Origin of the sequence: Mycolicibacterium aubagnense, assembly GCF_010730955.1 — a bacterium.
In the GTDB taxonomy this organism is placed as follows: Bacteria; Actinomycetota; Actinomycetes; order Mycobacteriales; family Mycobacteriaceae; genus Mycobacterium; species Mycobacterium aubagnense.
Genome location: NZ_AP022577.1, coordinates 2765653 through 2786730, shown reverse-complemented (window position 1 = coordinate 2786730; position 21078 = coordinate 2765653). Strand labels below are relative to the sequence as shown.

General features: G+C 66.3%; 17 protein-coding genes, 1 pseudogene and 2 riboswitches. Of the genes and pseudogenes, 5 read left to right on the top strand and 13 right to left on the bottom strand.

Features of this window, described 5'->3' with window-relative positions:
• Nucleotides 1-39 precede the first annotated feature (39 nt).
• Nucleotides 40-187, top strand: a riboswitch (adenosylcobalamin (AdoCbl) riboswitch).
• 2 nt (nt 188-189) lie between these two features.
• The 3 genes from G6N59_RS13795 to G6N59_RS13785 are packed head-to-tail and all read left to right on the top strand — an operon-like array spanning nt 190 to nt 1763.
• A complete protein-coding gene (locus G6N59_RS13795; RefSeq protein ID WP_138232822.1) occupies nt 190-417 on the top strand; it encodes a CbtB domain-containing protein in 228 nt (75 codons plus the stop codon).
• A gap of 14 nt (nt 418-431) precedes the next feature.
• Nucleotides 432-1340, top strand: a complete 909-nt coding sequence (locus G6N59_RS13790) for a CbtA family protein (protein WP_138232821.1) — start codon at nt 432-434, stop codon at nt 1338-1340.
• A 57-nt stretch (nt 1341-1397) separates the two neighbouring features.
• The gene (locus G6N59_RS13785) at nt 1398-1763 is read left to right on the top strand and encodes a YbjQ family protein (RefSeq protein ID WP_138232820.1); all 366 of its coding nucleotides are present in this window, start codon (nt 1398-1400) and stop codon (nt 1761-1763) included.
• Between the two features lie 20 nt (nt 1764-1783).
• On the opposite strand, the gene G6N59_RS13780 is transcribed toward G6N59_RS13785, so the two are convergent.
• The 9 genes and pseudogenes from G6N59_RS13780 to G6N59_RS13740 form a co-directional block, all read right to left on the bottom strand.
• Nucleotides 1784-2500: a TIGR03943 family putative permease subunit gene (locus G6N59_RS13780; RefSeq protein WP_306789640.1), complete on the bottom strand. Its 717-nt coding sequence runs from the start codon at nt 2498-2500 to the stop codon at nt 1784-1786.
• Between the two features lie 20 nt (nt 2501-2520).
• Nucleotides 2521-3424: pseudogene (locus G6N59_RS13775) on the bottom strand (permease).
• A gap of 180 nt (nt 3425-3604) precedes the next feature.
• Nucleotides 3605-5752, bottom strand: a complete 2148-nt coding sequence (locus G6N59_RS13770) for a heavy metal translocating P-type ATPase (RefSeq protein ID WP_407665888.1) — start codon at nt 5750-5752, stop codon at nt 3605-3607.
• Nucleotides 5753-5804: 52 nt separating this feature from the next.
• Complete coding sequence (locus G6N59_RS13765) at nt 5805-6089, bottom strand: DUF1490 family protein (RefSeq protein ID WP_138232817.1); 285 nt, start codon at nt 6087-6089, stop codon at nt 5805-5807.
• A gap of 87 nt (nt 6090-6176) precedes the next feature.
• On the bottom strand, nt 6177-6605 hold the full coding sequence (locus G6N59_RS13760; RefSeq protein ID WP_138232870.1) for a Fur family transcriptional regulator: 429 nt from the start codon (nt 6603-6605) through the stop codon (nt 6177-6179).
• Between the two features lie 11 nt (nt 6606-6616).
• Nucleotides 6617-7462: a metal ABC transporter permease gene (locus G6N59_RS13755; protein WP_234884426.1), complete on the bottom strand. Its 846-nt coding sequence runs from the start codon at nt 7460-7462 to the stop codon at nt 6617-6619.
• Entirely contained in the window at nt 7456-8409 is a 954-nt protein-coding gene (locus G6N59_RS13750) for a metal ABC transporter permease (protein WP_234884425.1), read from the bottom strand. The genes G6N59_RS13755 and G6N59_RS13750 overlap by 7 nt, the downstream gene beginning before the upstream one ends.
• Complete coding sequence (locus G6N59_RS13745; protein ID WP_234884424.1) at nt 8406-9212, bottom strand: metal ABC transporter ATP-binding protein; 807 nt, start codon at nt 9210-9212, stop codon at nt 8406-8408. The genes G6N59_RS13750 and G6N59_RS13745 overlap by 4 nt, the downstream gene beginning before the upstream one ends.
• A 77-nt stretch (nt 9213-9289) precedes the next feature.
• Nucleotides 9290-10249, bottom strand: a complete 960-nt coding sequence (locus G6N59_RS13740; protein ID WP_138232814.1) for a metal ABC transporter solute-binding protein, Zn/Mn family — start codon at nt 10247-10249, stop codon at nt 9290-9292.
• Nucleotides 10250-10478: 229 nt separating this feature from the next.
• Nucleotides 10479-10671, top strand: a riboswitch (cobalamin riboswitch).
• A 115-nt stretch (nt 10672-10786) separates the two neighbouring features.
• Between G6N59_RS13740 and metE the strand changes: the two genes are divergently transcribed.
• Nucleotides 10787-13045 (top strand): 5-methyltetrahydropteroyltriglutamate--homocysteine S-methyltransferase, encoded by a 2259-nt coding sequence (gene metE / locus G6N59_RS13735; protein ID WP_138232813.1) that lies wholly within the window; start codon nt 10787-10789, stop codon nt 13043-13045.
• A 132-nt stretch (nt 13046-13177) separates the two neighbouring features.
• Complete coding sequence (locus G6N59_RS13730; RefSeq protein ID WP_138232812.1) at nt 13178-14095, top strand: NADP-dependent oxidoreductase; 918 nt, start codon at nt 13178-13180, stop codon at nt 14093-14095.
• A gap of 12 nt (nt 14096-14107) precedes the next feature.
• Here G6N59_RS13730 and G6N59_RS13725 read toward each other — a convergent pair whose 3' ends face one another.
• Genes G6N59_RS13725 through prpD form a run of 4 tightly spaced genes read right to left on the bottom strand, consistent with a single transcriptional unit; the run spans nt 14108 to nt 21042 of the window.
• A complete protein-coding gene (locus tag G6N59_RS13725) occupies nt 14108-17503 on the bottom strand; it encodes a pyruvate carboxylase (RefSeq protein WP_138232811.1) in 3396 nt (1131 codons plus the stop codon).
• A complete protein-coding gene (locus G6N59_RS13720) occupies nt 17496-18623 on the bottom strand; it encodes a bifunctional 2-methylcitrate synthase/citrate synthase (RefSeq protein WP_138232810.1) in 1128 nt (375 codons plus the stop codon). Before G6N59_RS13720 ends, G6N59_RS13725 begins: the two co-directional genes overlap by 8 nt.
• Nucleotides 18620-19540: a methylisocitrate lyase gene (prpB, locus tag G6N59_RS13715; protein ID WP_138232809.1), complete on the bottom strand. Its 921-nt coding sequence runs from the start codon at nt 19538-19540 to the stop codon at nt 18620-18622. The genes G6N59_RS13720 and prpB overlap by 4 nt, the downstream gene beginning before the upstream one ends.
• Nucleotides 19537-21042, bottom strand: a complete 1506-nt coding sequence (gene prpD / locus G6N59_RS13710) for a 2-methylcitrate dehydratase PrpD (RefSeq protein WP_179970314.1) — start codon at nt 21040-21042, stop codon at nt 19537-19539. The genes prpB and prpD overlap by 4 nt, the downstream gene beginning before the upstream one ends.
• Between the last annotated feature and the right edge of the window lie 36 nt (nt 21043-21078).

Genomic DNA, 21078 nt, shown 5'->3' with positions numbered 1-21078 from the left:
CCCTCCCCGAACATCGGGGAGGGTATTTTTCGGTGGGGTGTATGTTGATCCCGGTATGGCGGTGCATGGAAGTCGGTGAGAATCCGGCACGGTTGCGCCACTGTGAACCCCCCCGGGGGTGAGTCAGATCTTTCGCCGTCGTACAGAACCGAACACGTAGGGGCGCATGACCCCATAGGAGGTTTGACCATGACGAGCATTTCGGTTTCTTCCAAGCCGGGTATATCCGCCGAATCCCACCGGGCACTGTCGGCCACGCGGGTGGCGGTGCTGCTCGGGATCACCATCTTCTTGGCGGTGCTGGCGTACTACCTCGTCGGTGTCGACGAGGGCATGATGTCGATGTTCGGCAAGACCGTCGTGGTCCACGAGTGGGTGCATGACTCGCGGCACTTCCTCGGCTTCCCCTGCCACTGATCCAGGGGACTTTTGTGGAAATCCGCGTCATCGGGCGCGGAGCCCTCGCCGGCCTGTTCGCCGGCATCTTGGGGTTCCTGTTCGCCTGGATTTTTGCCGAACCCATCATCGACAAGGCCATCGACTACGAGTCCGGCCGCATGAATGTGCTGTCGACTGTCCACGCGGCCATGGGGCACCCCGTCGAGCCGGACGGGCCGGAGTTGTTCAGCCGATCCATTCAGTCGGGTATCGGCGCGGCCACCGGAATCATCGCTTTCTCGGTCGCGATGGGTGCCTTGGTCGCCGTCGCGTATCTGGTGCTGCACGGCCGGTTCGAGGTCCGGCCGAAGGTGCTGGGCTGGAGCGTCGCAGGTTTCGGCTTTCTCGGCGTATACCTGCTGCCGTTCGTGAAATATCCGTCGAACCCGCCGGCAGTCGGCCACGAGTTCACCATGGAGGCCCGCGGCTTCCTGTACCTGGGCATGGTGTGGGGGTCGTTGACCCTACTGGGGCTCGCGGTGTTCACGGCGCGCAAGCTGTCCCGCAAGGTCGGCTGGGCGCGTTCGGTCGCGATCGCGGTGGTCGGGTTCTTCGTGGTGTACGGCGGGCTGTTGGCGGCGCTGCCGTCGCTGGGTGAGCTGTCGGCCAACATCGAGCACTCCGGCGAGTTCGGCTTCGCGCGCGCCGCAACCGAGACGCCGCAGCCGATCACCAACACGTTCCCCACTCCGGTGACGGTCGACGGCAAGGTCTACGCCCCCGGCCAGCTCGTCTACCCGGGCTTCGACGCCGACCTGTTGTGGAAGTTCCGGTGGTACTCGTTGATCGACCAGGCGTTGATCTGGACGGTCATCGGGCTGGTGTTCGGTGGGCTCGTCGAGCGTTACCTCGGGGGCGGCAGGAAGGCCGCGACGGCACGGGACGTCGCACCCGCCGTCTGACGATTCGGGTCGTTGCGCACTACAGTTCGACGCGTACCGACGGAGAAAGGCTGCAACATGCTGGTTGTCACGACGAATGACTTGCCCGGCTGGGAGATTCAGCGCGTCTGCGGTGAGGTGTTCGGCCTGACCGTGCGCTCCCGGAACGCCTTCGCGCAGATGGGCGCCGGCTTCAAGGCGATGTTCGGCGGGGAGCTGCAGGGCATGACCAAGAACCTGGCAGAGAGCCGCAACGAGGCCATGGGCCGGCTCATCCAGGAATGTCAGGCCCGCGGCGGCAACGCCATCATCGCGATGCGGTTCGACACCACCGAGATCGGCGATGTGTGGACCGAGATCTGCGCGTATGGCACTGCGGTGCAGGCGGTCCCGGTCACCGACGCCGCCCGCTACACCGCGCAGCAACTGGGGTACGGCGGCTGAGCCGACTTTTTGCTCGGGTGCTAGCGGGTCAGATAGGCGTACTCGTCTGCCGGCGCGGCGACCCGATCGAGGGCAGCCACCGCCAGCGTCGGAATACCGTGGTCGGTCGAATCGCCGGTGGTGGTCACCACGCCCCGCACCCGCAACCAGCTCTCGTCGGGCAACGTATCTGCCTGTTTCGCAAGCGCCCCGGTCAGATGGAGCCGGGACAGGCGGGCATCGGCAGCACAACAGGTGATGGTTCCCCGGGCCAAATCCGAGACGTCGTGGTCCCGAAAAATGAAGCCGACGACGGTGATCGTGCGGTTGACCAGCGAACCGGTGCTGTCATAGTCGGCCCGTGCCACGACGTCCGGCAATGACATCTCAGGTGTCACGCCCGACGGCAACGGCGGATAGGCCCGCCGCAGCACATCATTCGACACGACAACGGAAGTCGGCGCTGCCGCACGCGCCGACAGTGCGGGCGGCACCACGAAAGCCAGTACCACGACCGGAAGTACCAGCATCCAGACCACGGTGGACTGGTGGCCGTGTTCGTGGTGATGGTGTTCGTGGTCGTCGATGCCGACGGCCACACGAGACATCCGCCAGTCCCGGGCGATCGCGACAAGGGCGAGCCCCACCAGCAGCACCGCCGACACCGCCAACCATGGATATAGCGACGGTTTGACATACCGGGTGAAGCTGCCGGTGAACGTCACCGTCGCCATGCTGATCCCCACCAGCAGCAACACCGTGTTCTCGACTTCGCGGTTCACCGCACGCCTCCGATCAGTGCTCCACCGACAACACTGGCGCTGGCCACTGCCACGAGAAAGGCCAACGGCGCGAACCGAATTGCGAAACTCCGCCCGAACATGCCCACGTGCATGGCGATCAGCTTGACATCGACGACCGGGCCGACGACCAGAAATACGAGCCTGGGCAACAGCGGCACCATGCTGAGGCTGGAGGCGACGAAAAGCGTCCGCCTCCGAACACAATGCCAGCACAACGGCGAGCAGGGCCATCGTGACGATGCCCAGCGCCAGGTGACCGGCCAGACCCTCGAAAACCCATGGCGGCACCACGACGTGCAGCACCGCGGCAGCGGTGGCGCCGACGGTCAGATACCCAGCGGCGTGCAGGAAATCGTGGCGGGCCGCCTCGGTGAAGGCGACCCAGCGTGATTCCCCGGCCGCTGCGTGCTCATGGAACAACCCGCGCGTGACCCATTCTGGGCGGCCGAGACGTATCCACAGCGCGCCCATTGTCAGTGCGGTCAGCAGCGACGCCGCACCCCGGGCCACCACCATCATCGGTTGTCCGGGAAAGGCCACCGCTGTTGCCACCAGCACCACCGGATTGATCGCCGGTGCCGCCAGCATGAATGTCAATGCCGCGGCGCCGAGGGCGCCCTCGCCGAACACCCGCCGGGCCACCGGCACCGAACCACATTCGCAGCCGGGGAGCATGGCGCCACCGGCAGCCGCCACCAGCACAGCGGCACCTTCATGCTTCGGCAGCCACCGCGAAAGACGTTCCGTTGGAACGAATGCCGCGATCAGGCCACTGACCACCACGCCGAATACCAGAAACGGCACGGCTTGGACGAACACACCCGAAAACACTGTCCCGGCAGTCGCGAGATTCGGATGGCTGGAAGCGAAGGTGTGCATCCACCGGCTCGTCGCCGCGAACACAACGATGCTGAACACCAACACATGCATCGGCCGCGGCCCGCGCCCCGATGCGACGCGCACGGCTGTGGTCGACCTGGTGACCGTCACGGTGCCCATCGTGTCACCGCTGGACCGTACCCCGGGGAGGCGCGTGGACCATTGCGCCGATTCACAGGACTATCGGTCGGGACAGCCAGATTGGGCCAGCTCGTGCTGAATCAGCCTGGAACTGTTGGTGACGACGGCGACGGATGAGGCGTTGTGCAAGATGGCGGCCAAAACCGGGGAGAGGCCGCCGAATGCGCCGAGGAGTAACCCGAAGGCGTTGACCGCAATCGACATGGCGTAGTTCTGCCGGATCACCGCCACGGCACAGTCGCTGAGAGCGCGAACTTCGAGCAGGCGACGTAGATCGTCGGTGGCGAGGGCGACGTCGGCGGTCTCGACGGCGACGTCGGTACCGGCCAACCCCATGGCGATGCCGATGTCCGCGGCGGCGAGTGCGGGGGCGTCGTTGACGCCGTCGCCGACGACCGCGACGGTATAGCCCGCCTCGTGTAAGTCCTGCACCAGCGCGAGCTTGTCCTCGGGCAGCGCGTTGGCTTTCCACTCGGTGATACCCAGCTCCGCGGCAACTGCCTGCGCGGTATCCGCGTGGTCGCCGGTGAGCATCACTATTCGTTCCACGCCCGAGGACCGCAGGTGCGCAAGCACTTTCGCCGCTTCCGGCCGCACTTCGTCGCGCAGGCTGAGCAATCCGACGAGCTCACCGTCGACGGCCAGCAGCAGCGGCGTCTCGGCTTGTCGCCGCAGCCGCCGCACCCACTGGTCGGCTTCGCCGTCCATGGCCACGTTCTCACGTGCGAGGAGTGACGGATTGCCGAGCAGCAGGGTGCGGCCGTCGGCGCGCGTCCGCATGCCCAGTCCGACGAGAACTTCGCACTCCTCGTGTGGCGGAATCACGATGTGTTTGGCTTCGGTCGAGCGAATCACCGCTTCCGCCAGCGGATGTCGTGAGTGGATCTCCGAGCTCGCGGCGTAGGCGAGGATGGTTTCGGGTGCCCAGTCATCATGGAATGACACGACATTGGTGACGATGTGCCGGCCGAGGGTGAGTGTGCCGGTCTTGTCGAAGACCACCGCGTTCGCGCGGCCGGCCGCCTCGAGGTGGGAGCCACCTTTGATGAGAATGCCGCGGCGGGCCCCGTTGCCGATCGCCGCGCTGATCGCCGTCGGGGTGGACAGCCCCACCGCACATGGGCAGGCCACCAAGAGCATGGTCATCGCTCGGCGCACGTCCCCCGTGGCCAGGAACGTCGCCGTGGCCAGGAGGAACGAAGCGGGCACGAATCTGCGGGAGAAATTCTCGCCCACGGTTTGGATCGGTGCCCGATCACGTTGTGCCTCTTCGACTCTGGCCACGATCCGGCCGAGCACCGTGTGGTGGCCGACGGCGCGGGCGCGGACCACCACGCGGCCGCGTACCACCACGGAGCCGGCATGCACGGTCGCACCGGTTGTCACCGCCACCGGGAGGTTCTCTCCCGTGATCGCCGACTGATCGATGACGGCGTCTCCGGACAGGACGTCGCCGTCGATGGGGATGGCAACCTGCTCGTGGATGATGACGACGTCGCCCACGCGCAGCGAGTCGGTGCTGACCTGGACTTCACTGCCGTCGTCGAGTTGCAGCCATGCCGTGTCCTGGGCACCGCGCAGCAAGTCGGCGATGGCTCGGCGGGTCCGGCGCAACGTCAGATCCTGCAGGTACTCACCGATATTCAGCAGCCAGAGCACGGTGAGGGCGACGACGTTCTCGCGCAGGATCAGGCTGGCGATGGTGGCGGCCGAAACCAGCAGGTCGGTCCCCGGCGACCGCCCGCCCCGCAGCGACCGAAGGGCGCCGCGCAGGAACGGGTATCCGGTGATGATGGTCGCACCGGTGGCGAAGGTCCGGCTGGTCGGCCCGAGGATCCGGGGTCGGGAAAGTCCGTAGCGGCGGATTCCCAGGAGCCCCAACGCCACAGCGCCGAGCGCCATGCGCAGGACGTCGGCGTTGTGAATGTCGGCCGAGCGCGGCGAACGGGTAGGCACCAGCTGGGCCGGGATGGCCTGTGCGGCCGCGATGGCTTGCAGGAGCGCGGCGGTGTCACAGCGCTTCGGTGCGTACCAGATCACTACCGATGCGGTACGTGGATAGGCGTGCACGGTGCGGACACCGGTGATCTTGTCGACGGTGTCCTCGACCGCGACGGCCCGGACCGCGTCGCCCCGCAGCCACGGCATGTGGACCCGAATACGTCCCGCTGCAACGGATATCATCATCAGCTCTGACGCGACATCAGTGGCCGGGGCGTCGGCCGCCACCACCAGGACGTCAGTGCTCATGCGCATGGTCGGTGTCGGCCACCGCGGGAGGGGTGACCTCCTCGCCGATGCGTTCGCGGGCCTCGGCCATCACATCCGCGACCTTCAGTCTGGCGCTCTCCGCGGCTTCCTCGGCTTTTCGGGTGCCCCGCAACGCCCATGACGCGGTCGTGACGCTCGCCTCGTGAATTGGGGCTGTGCGCAACGCTTTACGCAACATATCGTATGCGGCGACGCCGACGACTCCGGTGACCACGGTCTGTGCGGCTTTGACCAGTGTGGGGTGTATGGACATCAGTGCGTTCCCTTCCATCGTGTGATGTGTTGTGCAGTTGTGGTTTTCACTCGCAGCTCGGTGGCGACGCCTGCTGCTCGGCGATGATCACAGCGGACCGGGTCGACATCGTGGGCACGTGCCGTACAGGTCAAGATAGTGCGTGATGTCGGTGTAGTCGTGCGCTTGCGCCAATTGGCGGGTATGGCTTTCAACGTCCTCCACCGCGAATGCGACCGCGCGGCCGCACTGCCGGCACAGCAGATAGTGGTGATGCCCATCGGCGCGCCGAAGGCGGTACAGGGTCTCACCGTCCTCAGCACGCTGAGTTTCGGCGATGTTGTCCTCGGACAGCGCGCGCAAGATCCGGTAGATCGTGGTCAAGGCCATCTTGCCACTGTCGCAGCCACGCTCACCGTGATACATGTCGTGGAACAGCTGCTGAGCGCTGCGGAACCGCTCGCTGCGCCCGAGTTGGTCCACGACCGCTTCGCGTTTCGAACTCTGCCGCCTGCGCGGCGTCGATTCGGCACCCATCGCCACCGTGCTCACCGCTGGCCGGCAGCAACGACACCGACCTCATGCCGCGACGTGCTGGCGCGCCGCCAGGCCGCCGCGGCGACGTAGAGGACGGCGGCTGTGGTCATGATCGTGAAGCTGGCCGGGGCTTTCGGGATGACGTACGCCAGCGTCACGCCGATCCAGATCGAGGCGACCGCCAGTCCGCCGGCCAGCCAGAAACCCCGCCATGGATGGGTGGTCAATCGGGCGGCGGCCGCCGCCGGTGCGGCCAGTAGCCCCAGTACCAGAAGCGCCCCGACGACTTGGGTGGCTTCGGCGACGGTCGCGCCGACGATCGCCAGAAACACTGCCGCGAGCAGTCGTGTTGGGACCCCGGCGGCCGCGGCGATGGCCGGGTCGACCGTGGCGAACAACAGCGGCCGGGAGATCGCGATGAGGAGTAGAACCAGGGCTACAGCTACCGCCACCGCCACCGCCGTCGACCGGTAATTGAGTCCAAAGATGCTGCCGAACAACACATTGACGTTGGCCGCACCGTTGCCGGTGCTGGCGTGGGTGGTGTAATACGTCAGCAGCAATGCGCCGAGACCGAGAATCCACGAGAAGAACGAACCGATCGCGACGTCGTCCGCACCACGCGCGCCGCCGATGCCCAGCGCGATTCCCACGGCGATCGTTGCCACGAAGAGACCGGTCCGCAGGTCCACGCCCGCCACCAGCGCGGCCATCGCACCGGCATAGGACACGTGGCCGAGCGCGTCACCGGCGAACACCTGCCCGCGGAGCACCAGAAAATATCCGGCCAGACCACACAGTGCGGCGACAGCTGTCCCGGCGACCAGTGCATAAACAATGAACGGATGGCTCAGCACGTTGCCGTGTCTCCCGCCGACTTTGTGGTTGAAACCCGCTGTGGGGCAATGGTTGTGCTGCATCGATCAGCGCGCTGTCGACTACGATCCACCAGCGCCCGGGTGGCTGCTGCGGCCAGATAAATCGCGAACGCAAAGGTGGAGACCCAGAAACCGATCGGATACGGCCAGAAGAACGCGCACCCGATACCCAGCCACGTCACGGTCAAGGCGATCACCACCGAGAGCGCAATCCCGTACCCCGGGTGGGCCGTGATGCTGAACGCTGCCGCCGCCGGGGCCACCAGCAGCGCGAAAACCAACAGGCTGCCGGTGATTTGGCTTGCGCCGGCCGCTGCGGTGCCCAGTACCACCATGAACATCACCGACAGCAGCCTGGTCCTGACCCCGCCGGCGGCCGCAGTGTCCGGGTCGATCGAGGACCACAACAGTGGCCGCCCGATGATCGCCATCAGCGTCAGGCACACCACCGCGGCGGCCAGCAACACCACAACCTGCTGCCCGGTAACCCCGGCGATCGTGCCGAACAGCAGACTTGTCAGCCCGCTCAAAAAGCCGTGATACAAACTGACAAACAATAATCCGGTGGCCAGCGCAAAGGCCTGAACGGTGCCGATCACGGCGGATTCCTCGGTGAACCCGCCCAGACCGCCGGCGCGGTTCGCGGGTGAGAACGCGACGATCGCAATCGCCGCCGCGATACACGCGACGAAATAGCCGTATCCGGTCGCCACGCCGAGCCACGCCGCTGCCGCCGCCCCTGGAAAACCCACCATGGCCAAGGTGTGTCCGGCGAAGCTCTCCCGACGCAGCACCATCATCCAGCCGATGACCCCGGCCACGATCGCCACGATGGTGCCGGCTTGCAATGCGGTGACGATGAACGGGTACGCCAGCATCTGTCGGAGGTCGGCGAGCAGGTCCCAGGTCGGTTCCACGCTGTTCACGTCATGCTTCCGCGGTGTTCCGGCGGCACGTCTGGTTGGCCGACGACGAATACCCGGCCCGAACTGTCCCGGAGCACTTCAATCGGCATTCCGTACAGCGCGCTGAGTTGCTCGGCGGTGATCACCTGTTGAGGTGTGCCGCTGACCGCCGTGCCTCCGGCGAAATAGATCACCCGGTCCAGATACGGCAGGATCGGGTTGACGTCGTGCGCCACCATGATGACCGCGACGCCCTGCTCGCGGCAGATGTCCCGCACCAGCGCGCTGATGCCCGCCTGACTGGGCACGTCGAGGCTGTCGAGTGGTTCGTCGAGCAGCATCAGTTGCGGACGGCGCAGCAGAGCTTGGGCGATCAAGAGCCGTTGTTGTTGGCCACCCGAGCACTGTCCGATGGGCCGGCGGGCGTAGTCACCCCCGCCGACCCGCTCGATCGCCTCGGCCACCAGCCGCTGCTGCAGCTGAAACTGCCGGGGCCGCACCAATCGGGTGAGCCACGGAATCGGAACTCCCCAGCGAGTGCCGTCCAGTCCAAACCGCACGATGTCCACGCCCCGGATCCGCAGGTTGGCATCGAACGCACGGCGTTGCGCCACATACGCGATCCGACGATTGGCACGGCCGGGGCGTTCATCCAGCACCTCGAGCTGGCCGCCCACGGGCGTCAGCCCGAGCAGTGTTCGCAGGAGCGTCGACTTACCGGACCCGTTGGGTCCCAGCACGGCGACGAATTCGCCTGCAGCGATGTCGATGTTGACATCGGACCAGATGGTGCGGCCACCCAGGGTCGCCGACGCACCGCGCATTTGTACGACTCTGCGTACGGATTGTTTTGGTGCGGTGGACAATTCGTCGTCTAATCGAGCGGTGGCCGGTTCCATTTCTACTTGCCGGTGGCGGCGTGCAATGCGTCGGCGAGCCCAGACAACTGTGCGGTCTGCCAGTCCTGGAACGACGCGTTGGCCGGCGCAAGCGTTTCGGTCACCGTCGCGACCGGGATGTTCTGCTTGCGTGCGGCGTCCACCTGGGCCGCGATGTCCGGCGTGCTGTTCTGGGTGTTGTAGACGTACGTCTTGATCGCCTTGGATGCGATCTGCTGATCAACGGTCGCCTTATCCGCCGGGGAGGGATCGGTGCCCTCGCTGATCGCCTTGAGGAAATCCGGCGGGGTAATGAGGTTCAGGCCCAACGCATCTGACAGTGGTGCGAAGATCGATTCGCTGGCCCCGACGGGCGTGCCCGCGTACTTGGCCTTGATCGACGCGATCTGGTTGTGGTAGTTGGCCAGACCCTGGTTCAGAAACTGGTCATGCTGCTGGTCGAAGTAGCCGGCGTCGTTCGGGTCGGCCTTCTTGTAGGCAGCTGTGATGGCATCGACGACCTTGACGACCGAAGCGGGCGAGTACCACTGATGGGGGTTGCCGCCGTCGGCCACCCCGACCACCTGGCCGACGGTCACTTGGGCCCGCTGGGGATTGGGATTGGCGGCCACCAGCTTGTCCGCCCAACTGTCGTAACCGATTCCGTTGTTGATCACCACGGCGGCAGTTGCCACCGCCCGACCGTCGGCGGCCGAGGGCTCGTAATCATGTGGGTCGGTAGCGGGATTCGTGATGAGCGACGTCTCCTGGACATGGTCGCCACCGAGCTGAGCGGCGATACTGCCCCACGCGTTGATCGTCGCCACCACCGCCAACTTGACCGGCGATGCGGTGCTGCTGCCCGCCGAGTTCGAGGTCGAGGTGGCGGGGCTGCTCCCACCACCACAGCCCGACACCATGAGCATCGCCGCCACCGCACCGGCCGCAGCTATGGAAAGACCAAGGTTTCGCGAACCGTGCATGGCTACGCCTCCGATATGTGAAAATGATTGTCATTTGCGATACGCAAGGTAGCACTCGACCTGCCGCATGGGAATCCGTGCGTTCAAACTGACAGCCGACCCCCAGAAAGGGCCACGGCCATAGGGGTGTCGGCGCTGTGCCTGGCGCCGTCACGCAGCTGGCTGTCGTCGTCCGAGGTGACAAGGTAATCTCCGGAGCGCAGCTGGTTTGCCAACAGCGCTTCGGCGTTTGAGGCATCGAATGGCGGGTAATCGCCATGAGAGGGAACCCGGTGAGAATCCGGGACTGTCCCGCAGCGGTATGCAGGAACGACCGCCGTCAACCGCACTGGTTCACCCCGAACTGGGAAGCGACGGCCATTAGGTGCACCCGAGGGTGCGCGCCTGCGAGTCCGAAGACCTGCCAGCTGTGCCGGATGCGCCGCGTCCGGCGGTGCATCGCCTCGTGGAATGGGCTGATCGCCGAGGGCGGTCTCGGCTGCCCTCGATGGATGTCCTTGGGCGGTGCGCACTTCCGTCGCATGTGAAGGACGTCAGTTGTCAACACCATTCACCGCAACCATTCTCGGTGCGCCTCGCATCGGCCCGAACCGGGAGCTGAAGCGGGCCGTCGAACGGTACTGGGCGGGCCGGATAGATCGGGCCGCGCTCGAAGAGATCGCCGCAGGACTGCGTCGCGATGCCCTCTCGGAGCTGACTCGAGCCGGCCTGGATTCCGTTCCCGTCAACACCTTTTCGTACTACGACCAATTCCTCGATACTGCGGCGCTGCTCGGTGCTCTGCCGAACCGGGTGCGCGGCGTTGCCGACGACCTGGACCGCTACTTCGCCGCGGCACGCGGCACCGCGGATATCGCCCCACTGGAGATGACCAAGTGGTTCGACACCAATTACCACTACCTGGTCCCGGAGATCGGTCCCGACACCGCGTTCACGCTGCATCCGGAGAAGGTGCTGTCCGAACTCAAAGAAGCCCGATCGCAAGGGGTTCCGGCCCGCCCGGTAATCATCGGGCCGATCACCTTCCTGGCGCTGAGTAAAGCGGTCGACGGCGCGGGTGCGCCCATCGAGCGCCTCGGTGAGCTGCTGCCGTTGTACACCGATTTGTTGGGCCGGCTGGCCGATGCCGGAGCCGAGTGGGTCCAGGTCGACGAACCGGTGCTGGTCACCGACATCCTCGACAATGGTCCTGAACTGGCCGAGCAGGTCTATACCGCGCTCGCGGGTGCAGCCAAGCGCCCGGCGATCCTGGTGGCGACGTACTTCGGTGAACCGGGCGCCGTCCTGCCGGCGCTGGCCCGTACCCAGATCGAGGGTGTTGCAGTCGATTTCGTCGCCGGTGGGGACCAGTCGATATCGGGCCTGGCGGACAAACTGTTGGTGGCAGGTGTCGTCGATGGTCGCAACATCTGGCGCACCGACCTGCACGCGGCCCTCGCCCGGCTGGATGGGTTGGTCGGAAGTGCTGCGGCGGTCGCGGTTTCGACGTCGTGCTCGACGCTGCATGTGCCGTACTCCCTCGAGTCGGAGACAGAACTGGACGATGCGCTGCGCAGCTGGTTGGCATTCGGTGCCGAGAAGGTCGAAGAGGTCGCGACGTTGGCGACGGCGCTGCGCTCGGGCCGCGACTCGGTTGCCGCTGAGCTGGAGGCGTCCAGCCGGGCAGTCGCATCGCGGGTGCGGGACCCCCGTCTGCACAACGACGAGGTCCGGACCCGGCTGGATGCGGTGCTGGCCGGCGGTCTCGGCCGCGGCCCCGCAGTCGAGCGGCGTAAGGCGCAGGACGCGCGGCTCGATCTGCCGTCGCTGCCGACCACCACCATCGGCTCGTTCCCGCAGACCGTCGAGATCCGCAAGGCGCGAGCCGCACTGGTGGGCGGCGAGATCGACGAGACCGAGTACACCAACCGGATGAAGGCAGAGGTCGAGACCGTCATCCGGTTGCAGGAGGACCTGGGCCTGGACGTGCTGGTGCACGGCGAGCCCGAGCGCAACGACATGGTGCAGTACTTCGCCGAGCAGCTGGACGGCTTCTTCGCCACCAAGAACGGTTGGGTGCAGTCTTATGGCAGTCGTTGCGTGCGCCCGCCGGTCCTGTTCGGCGACGTCACCCGCAGGCAGCCGATGACGGTGGACTGGGCGACGTATGCACAGACGCTGACCGACAAGCCCGTCAAGGGCATGCTCACCGGTCCGGTGACCATCCTGGCCTGGTCGTTCGTCCGCGATGATCAGCCGCTGGCCGACTCTGCCAATCAGGTGGCACTGGCCATCCGCGACGAAACGGTCGATCTGCAGTCCGCGGGTATCGCGATCATCCAGGTCGACGAGCCGGCACTGCGTGAGCTGCTGCCGCTGCGGGACGCCGACAAGGCGGCCTACCTCAAGTGGGCGGTGGATGCGTTTCGTCTCTCCACCTCGGGAGTCAGTGATGCCACCCAGATCCATACCCACCTGTGCTACTCGGAGTTCGGTGAGGTCATCGGTGCCATCGCCGACCTCGATGCCGACGTCACGTCCATCGAAGCGGCGCGTTCGCACATGGAGGTGCTCGACGACCTCAACGGGATCGGGTTCGCGAACAGCGTCGGTCCGGGTGTGTACGACATCCACTCGCCACGCGTTCCGACCGCAGACGAGATGGTGACGTCGTTGCGCCATGCGCTCGGTGCCGTTCCGGCGGAACGGCTGTGGGTCAACCCGGACTGCGGTCTGAAGACCCGTAAGACCGATGAGGTGACCGAGTCGTTGCGGCACATGGTGCAGGCCGCGCGGTTGGTGCGCGCTACGGGGTAGTTCAAACACAGTGCCCCGGAATCTGATTCGGATTCCGGGGCACTGCCGTTTACTGCATGACCAGAAATACATCTCACGGTCGACGCCTTCTGCTTCATAGGCTGGTATCGGAACCTGATCGGAGACGGAGAGATGTCGAGAATTGTGCAGTTCGCCGAATACGGCACGCCCGGGGTCCTGCGAGTGGTCGATGTGCTGCCTCCGGTGCCTGGACCGACTCAGGTGCGTATCGCGGTACGCGCCGCCGGGGTCAACCCGATCGACTGGAAGATCGTCGCCGGCTACATGCGTGAACTGATGCCTCTTGAGCTACCCGCAGGCGTGGGGTCCGACGTGGCTGGTGTCGTTGATGCCGTCGGATCTGAGGTCACCGAATGGGCGGTTGGCGACGAGGTCCTGGGCCGGTCGACGACCGGGTCGTTCGCCGATCATGCGCTGGCAGAATCTGCCGATATCGTCCGCAAGCCCGCCGGTGTCGCCTGGGAGGTGGCGGGCTCGCTGGCGGGCGCCGGGGGCACCGCGTACGCCGTGCTGAAGAAGCTTGACGTCAAGCCAGGTGAGACGCTGCTCATCCATGCGGCAGCGGGTGGAGTGGGCACGTTTGCCGTCCAAATCGCCAAGGCGCAAGGCGTCAATGTCATTGGTACGGCGAGCGAATCCAACCACGAATACTTGCGTTCGCTCGGCGCGACGCCGGTCACCTATGGCGACGGTCTGCTCGAAAGGGTCCGGGCCGTCGCGCCCGAGGGCGTCGACGCCGTGCTCGATGCCTCTGGCCGCGGGGAGATTCCGTTGTCGATCGAACTCACGGGCAATCCGGCGCGCGTTCTCACGCTGGTCGCCTTTGACGCGGCCGGCACCGGCATCCAAGTACATGCCGGTGGTGCGGGCAGCGAATTGGGTTCCGCCCTCAGGGAACTCGCCGCACTCGCAGCGCAGGACCGACTCGTCGTCTCGATCAGTCGGACCTATCCACTCACCGAAGCTGCCGCCGCACTGTCCGCGAGCACCACGGGCCATGGTCACGGCAAGCTTGCCGTCGTGCCGTGACCATGGCCTCGGTCAGCTCACCACGACAAGTAGGTCACTACCCTCGACGCTTGCGGTAGGAGCCACCGCGATCCGCTTGACGGTGCCGGCCTTCGGTGAAGTGATCGCGGCCTCCATCTTCATCGCTTCGATGGTTGCCACCGTCTGACCGGCCGCTACGGCGTCCCCGACTGCCACTCCGATGGTGACCACGCCCGCGAAGGGTGCGGCGACATGATCTGGGTTGCCCCGGTCCGCTTTCTCGGCGGCCGGGACGGCGCTGTCGATCAGCCTGTCGCGCACCAGGATCGGGCGCAGCTGACCGTTCAACAGGCACAGTACTGTGCGCATGCCGCGATCGTCGGGTTCGGAGATGGCCTCCAGCCCGATCAGCAGCTCGACACCCTTCTTCAACCTGACCCGGTGCTCCTCGCCGTGGCGCAGCCCGTAGAAGAACTGGTTGGCGCTCAGGCTCGAGGTATCGCCGAATTGCTCCCTGTGCGAGACGAATTCGCGGGTCGGCCCGGGAAAGAGTAGCCGGTTCAGCGCGGCGCGGCGGCGGGGTCCCGGCGCGGCGAGTTCGGCGTAGTCCTCGACGGTGAGTGCGGCACTCGACCTTTGTTGCGCCCGGCCCCGAAGCGCCTTGGTACGCAGCGGCTCCGGCCAGCCACCGGCCGGGTCGCCGAGTTCGCCACGGAAGAAGCCGATCACCGAGTCCGGGATGTCGTAACGATCGGGATCGGCCGCGAACTCCTCGGCACTTATCCCGGCACCGACCAGCGCCAGCGCCAGGTCGCCGACCACCTTGCTCGACGGGGTCACCTTCACCAGCCGGCCCAGGACGTGATCCGCTCCGGCATAAGCGTTCTCGATGTCCTCGAACCGGCCGCCCAGCCCGAGGGCAACGGCCTGGGTGCGGAGGTTGCTGAGCTGACCGCCCGGTATCTCATGGGTGTAGACGCGGCCGGTCGGCGCCGGCAGCCCGGCCTCGAACGGGGCGTACACCCGGCGCAGCGCCTCCCAGTACGGCTCGAGCTCACAGACGTTGGTCAGCGAGAGGCCGGTGTCGTGCTCGGTGTGAGCCGCGGCTGCGACGATGGACGACAGCGCCGGCTGGCTGGTGGTCCCGGCCAGGGGAGCCGCGGCACCGTCGACCGCTGAGGCGCCTGCCTGCCAGGCGGCAAGGTAGGTCGCCAACTGGCCACCCGGGGTGTCGTGGGTATGAACGTGCACCGGCAGATCGAACCGGGACCGCAACGCTGACACCAGGGCTGCCGCGGCAGGTGGCCGCAACAGCCCCGCCATATCCTTGATCGCCAGCACATGCGCGCCGGCGTCGACGATCTGCTCGGCCACCTTGAGCCAGTGATCCAGCGTGTACAGCGTCTCGCTCGGGTCGGTCAGGTCACCGGTGTACGACATGGCCACTTCGGCTACCGCGGAACCGGTTTCGCGTACCGCATCGATGGCTGGGCGCATCGATTCGACGTTGTTGAGCGCGTCGAAGATCCGGAAGATATCGACACCGGTGGCCGTGGCTTCCTGCACGAACGCCGACGTGACCGACACCGGATACGGGGTATAGCCGACGGTGTTGCGTCCGCGTAGCAACATCTGCAGGCAGATGTTGGGCATCGCCTCCCGCAGTGCGGCGAGTCGCTCCCACGGGTCTTCCTTCAGGAAGCGAAGGGCCACGTCGTAAGTCGCGCCACCCCAGCATTCGACGGACAGCAGCTGCGGCATCATGCGGGCGACATATGGGGCCACCTTCACCAGGCCCGACGTCCGCACCCGGGTGGCCAGCAGCGACTGGTGGGCATCGCGGAACGTGGTGTCGGTGACCCACAGTCGCGGCGATTCCAGCAGCGCAGCCGCAAAGCCCGCTGGCCCCAACTCGGTCAGCAGCTGCTTGCTGCCCGCCGGTGCCGGGATGGACAGATCGATGTCCGGCAGCTTGTCGCGCGGATACACCGTTGACCGCCGCACACCGTGCGGCTTGTTGACCGTGACATCGGCGAGGTAGTTGAGGATGCGGGTGCCGCGGTCGCTCGGGGTATGGGCGGTCAGCAGCTGTGGCCGTTGGTCGATGAATGCGGTGGACACGTTGCCCGCAGCGAAGTCCGGGTCGTCCAGAACCGCCTGCAGGAACGGGATGTTCGTCGACACCCCGCGGATGCGGAACTCGGCAAGGGCCCGGCGGGCTCGCGTGACCGCGGTGGCGAAGTCATGGCCCCGGCAGCTGAGCTTGACCAGCATGGAGTCGAAATGCGCACTGATCTCGGCACCGACGTTGGTGCCGCCGTCCAATCGGACTCCGGCGCCGCCGGGACTGCGGTAGGCGGTGATGCGGCCGGTGTCCGGCCGGAACCCGTTGGCGGGATCCTCGGTGGTGATCCGGCATTGCATTGCGGCGCCGCGGATCCGGAGCGTGTCCTGGCTCAGTCCGAGATCGGTCAACGACTCGCCGGAAGCAAGCCGCAACTGGGAAGCCACCAGGTCCACATCGGTGATCTCCTCGGTGACCGTGTGCTCGACCTGAATGCGGGGATTGCACTCGATGAACACGTGGTGCCCGCGCTCGTCGAGAAGGAACTCGATGGTGCCGGCACAGAAGTACCGGATGTGGCGGGCGAATGTCACTGCGTCAGAACAGATACGGGCCCGTAGTTCGTCGGTGAGATTGGGCGCCGGCGCCAGCTCGATCACCTTCTGGTGCCGACGCTGCACACTGCAGTCCCGCTCGAAGAGATGGATCACCTCGCCGGTGCCGTCAGCCAGGATCTGCACCTCGATATGGCGCGGATTGAGGACCGCCTGCTCGAGGTAGACCATCGGGTCACCGAATGCCGATTCCGCTTCCCGTGAAGCCGCTTCGATGGCCTCGGCCAGATCGGCGGGTGCGGCCACCCGTCGCATGCCGCGGCCACCGCCGCCGGAGACCGCCTTGACGAACAGCGGGAATTCCATATCGGCTGCGGCCGTGAGCAGATCGCCGACCGAGGACGATGGGTCGGATGAGGCGAGCACTGGCAGGCCGGCGGCCCGGGCCGCCGCGATGGCACTGGCCTTGTTGCCGGTGAGCTCCAACACGTCGGCGCCGGGGCCGACGAAGGTGATGCCGGCGGCCGCACAGGCCGACGCCAATTCCGGGTTTTCCGAAAGGAATCCGTACCCGGGGTAGACGGCGTCGGAACCGGACAGCTGGGCCACCCGGATGATCTCTTCCACGGACAGGTAGGCCCGGACCGGGTGCCCGGGTTCGCCGATCTGATAGGACTCGTCGGCCTTCAATCGGTGCGGGGAGTTCCGGTCCTCGTGTGCGTACACCGCCACCGTCGCGATGCCCATTTCATAGGCCGCCCGGAAGGCCCGGATCGCGATCTCGCCGCGGTTGGCGACGAGGACTTTGCGGATTGCGCGCTCAGGCAATGGAACGTTGTGGTTGGCCCGAGTATTCGCTCAGGGGACGGATCAATGCGTTCGACGCCGCCTGCTCCATGATGTGTGCCGTCCAGCCGGTGATCCGGGACATCACGAAAAGCGGTGTGAAGACCGGGATGTCGAAGCCCATCAGGTAGTAGGCGGGCCCGGTGGGGAAGTCGAGGTTCGGCTTGATGCCGGTGGCGGCGAACATGTCCCGCTCCAGCACGTGGTAGATGTCCAGCCACTGTTGCCCACCCCGCGCCGCCACCACCCGCTCGAAGGCTGCCTTCATCGTGGGGACCCGTGAGTCGCCGTTCTTGTAGACACGGTGGCCGAAGCCCATCACCTTGTCCTTGCGGGACAGCTTGCCGTGCAACCACTTCGCGGCATTGTCGGCGGAGCCGATCTCCAGCATGTCGTGCATGACGGCTTCGTTCGCACCGCCGTGCAGACAACCTTTGAGGGCTCCGATGGCCGCGGTGACGGCGCTGTAGATGTCCGACTGGGTGGAGGTCACCACGCGGGCGGCAAAGGTCGACGCGTTGAAGCTGTGTTCGGCGTACAGCACCATCGACTGGCTGAACGCCTCGACGATCGCCGGCTCCGGCACGTCGCCGAAACACATGTTCAGGAAGTTCTCCGCGTAGCCCAGGTGGCTGTGCGGTGCGATGGGCGGCAGACCCTGCCGACGCCGGATGTCGGCGGCGACGATGGTCGGCAGGACGGCGAACATCCGCAGCGACTTGGCGTAATTAGCTGTCGCGGTGCTGTTGTCCTCTTCAGGGTCCTCGGCGCCCAGATAGCTGATCGCGGTGCGCACCACGTCCATCGGGTGGCAGCTCTCGGGCAGCTTCGCCAGCAGCGAGTACATCGACCGGTCGACCCGCCGGGATGCGCGTTCGCGCTGGCTGAACATGGCCAGCTCCTGGTCGGACGGCAGCTCGCCGTGCCACAGCAGGTAGGCGACCTGCTCGAAAGAGCACCGCATCGCCAGATCCTGTACCGGGTAACCCCGGTAGGTCAGGCTGTTGGTCTCGGGCACGACCTTGGAGATGGCGGTGGTGTCGACGACGACGCCGGCCAGGCCCTTGTGGATGCGCGGTGTATCCGGTGCGGTGGTGGTCATGCTGTCCCGTCCTGGAGGGTGAAATTGAAGATGTCTGAATCGAATTCGTTGTATTCGGCGTAGCGCAGCAACTCGTAGAGCCGGCTGCGATGCTGCATCTGGTCCAGTAGCCCGGCTTGCGTTCCAGCCGAGTGGATTTCGCGCAAGCCCACCTCGACCGCGTACATCGCCAGGCGCAGCGTGGTGACCGGGTAGATCACCATGTTGTATCCGATGTCGGACAGCTGCTGAGCCGTGACGAGTTCGGACTTGCCGAACTCGGTCATGTTGGCCAGCAATGGCGTATCGACCGCTGCCCGGAAGCGCTCGAATTCACCTGGGGTGGAAAGCGCCTCGGTGAAGATCAGATCGGCGCCGGCGTCCGCATAGGCCTTCGCCCGGTTGATGGCGGAGTCGATGCCCTCGATGCCCGCCGCGTCAGTTCTGGCACAGATGATGAAATTGGGGTCCCGGCGCGCGGCCACCGCCGCGCGCAACCGCTTGATCATCTCGCCCGCGGGTACCACGGCCTTGCCATCCAGGTGGCCGCACCGCTTCGGGTTCACCTGATCCTCGAGGTGGCAGCCGGCCAGGCCGGCATCCTCCAGGATGGTGATGGTGCGGGCGGCGCTCATCGGTTCACCGAAACCGGTGTCGGCGTCGACCAGTGTGGGCAGGTCGGTGGCCGCGGCGATCTGGGCGCTGCGGCCGGCGACCTCGCTGAGGGTGGTCAATCCGATATCGGGCAGGCCGAGGTCGGCCGACAGCACCGCGCCCGAGACGTAGACCCCCTCGAATCCGATCTCCGACACGAGCTTTGCCACCAGCGGTGAGAATGCGCCCGGATAGCGTTGCAGCCGGCCGGAATTCAGTGCGGACCGGAAGTTGACGCGCTTGTCGGCGGCCGAGACCGTCGAGCCCAGCAGGCCGGCGCTCATCGGAAAATTCCGCTCGGGATCGTCGGCGCCTTGTCCAAGACAACCTGCTCGACTCGCAGGTTGAGCGCATCGAGGCTGCCGGGCTTCAGGCCGGCGAGTCCGTCCACGACGTTCAGGAACCGCTCCTGCTCGACCTGGGCGATGACACCGTCGGCGAGCACCGTGAACTTGTTGCGGTACTGCTCACGCCCGAATGGGCGCGCACCCAGTGGGTGGGCGTCCGCCACGGCCAGCTCGTCGACGAGCACTTCGCCGCTCTTGAGCGTCACCACGGCACGAGCGCCGAAGGCCCTCTCGGCCGGGTCATTCGAGTGGTAGCGCCGGGTCCACTCGGGGTCCTCGACGGTGGAGATCTTGTGCCACAGCTCGATGGTGTCGGGCCGGTGTGCCCGCTCCGGCGCGTAGGACCGTTCGTGGTGCCATTCGCCGTCCTGCAGCGCCACCGCGAAGATGTACATCACCGAGTGGTCGAGCGTCTCGCGGGACGCGTCCGGATCGAACTTCTGCGGATCGTTCGAGCCCGTCCCGATGACCACGTGGGTGTGGTGGCTGGTGTGCAGCACGATGGTGGCGATCTGATCGAGATCACCGATCCGCGAACGCATCCGGCGGGCGAGGTCGATCGGGGCCTGGCTCTGATACTCGGCGCTGTGCTCCTTGGTGTAGCTGTCGAGGATGGCCAGCTTGGGCTCGTCGGGACCAGGCAGCGGCACCTGGTAGGTGTGCTCGGGTCCGGACAACAGCCAGGCGATGACGCCGTCCTCGCCTTCCCAGATGGGAGCGGGGGAGCCCTCGCCGCGCATGGCGCGGTCGACGGCCTCGATGGCGACCTTGCCGGCCAGCGCCGGGGCGTAGGCCTTCCAGCTGGAGATCAGGCCCTTGCGGGACTGCCGGGTGGCGGTGGTCAGGTGGAGCGCCTGGCCGACGGCGGCGTAGATGGTGTCGGGGTCCAGGCGCAGCATGGTGCCGAGGCCGGCCGCGACGGACGGGCCGAGGTGTGCGACGTGGTCGATCTTGTGCTCGTGCAGGCAGATTCCGCGGACCAGGTCCATCTGGACTTCGTAGGCGGTGGCGATGCCGCGGATCAGGTCGCTGCCGCGGACGTCGAGCTGCTGGGCCACCGCGACCAGCGCCGGGATGTTGTCACCCGGGTGGGAGTACTCGGCAGCGAGGAACGTGTCGTGGAAGTCGAGTTCGCGCACGGCCACACCGTTGGCCCAGGCGGCCCATTCGGGTGAGTAGGTGCCGTCGATGCCGAACACGGTCGCTCCGCGCGGGGTGCGATGGGCCTGGGCTTGAGTACGGGCGACAGTCACCGGGCGGCGGATCACCGACGCAGCAGACACCGAAGCGTTGTCGATGATGCGGTTGATGACCATCGCCTCGACCTCGGGGGTGACCTCGACCGGGTCGGCGGCGACTTCGGCGATCTTCCAGGCCAGGTGTTCCGAGCGGGGGAACTCTTCGGCGCTGCGTCGGGTGCGTACCTCGTGTGTCTGCATGATTCGCACGCTACGCAGCGCGATGTTCGCCCGAAA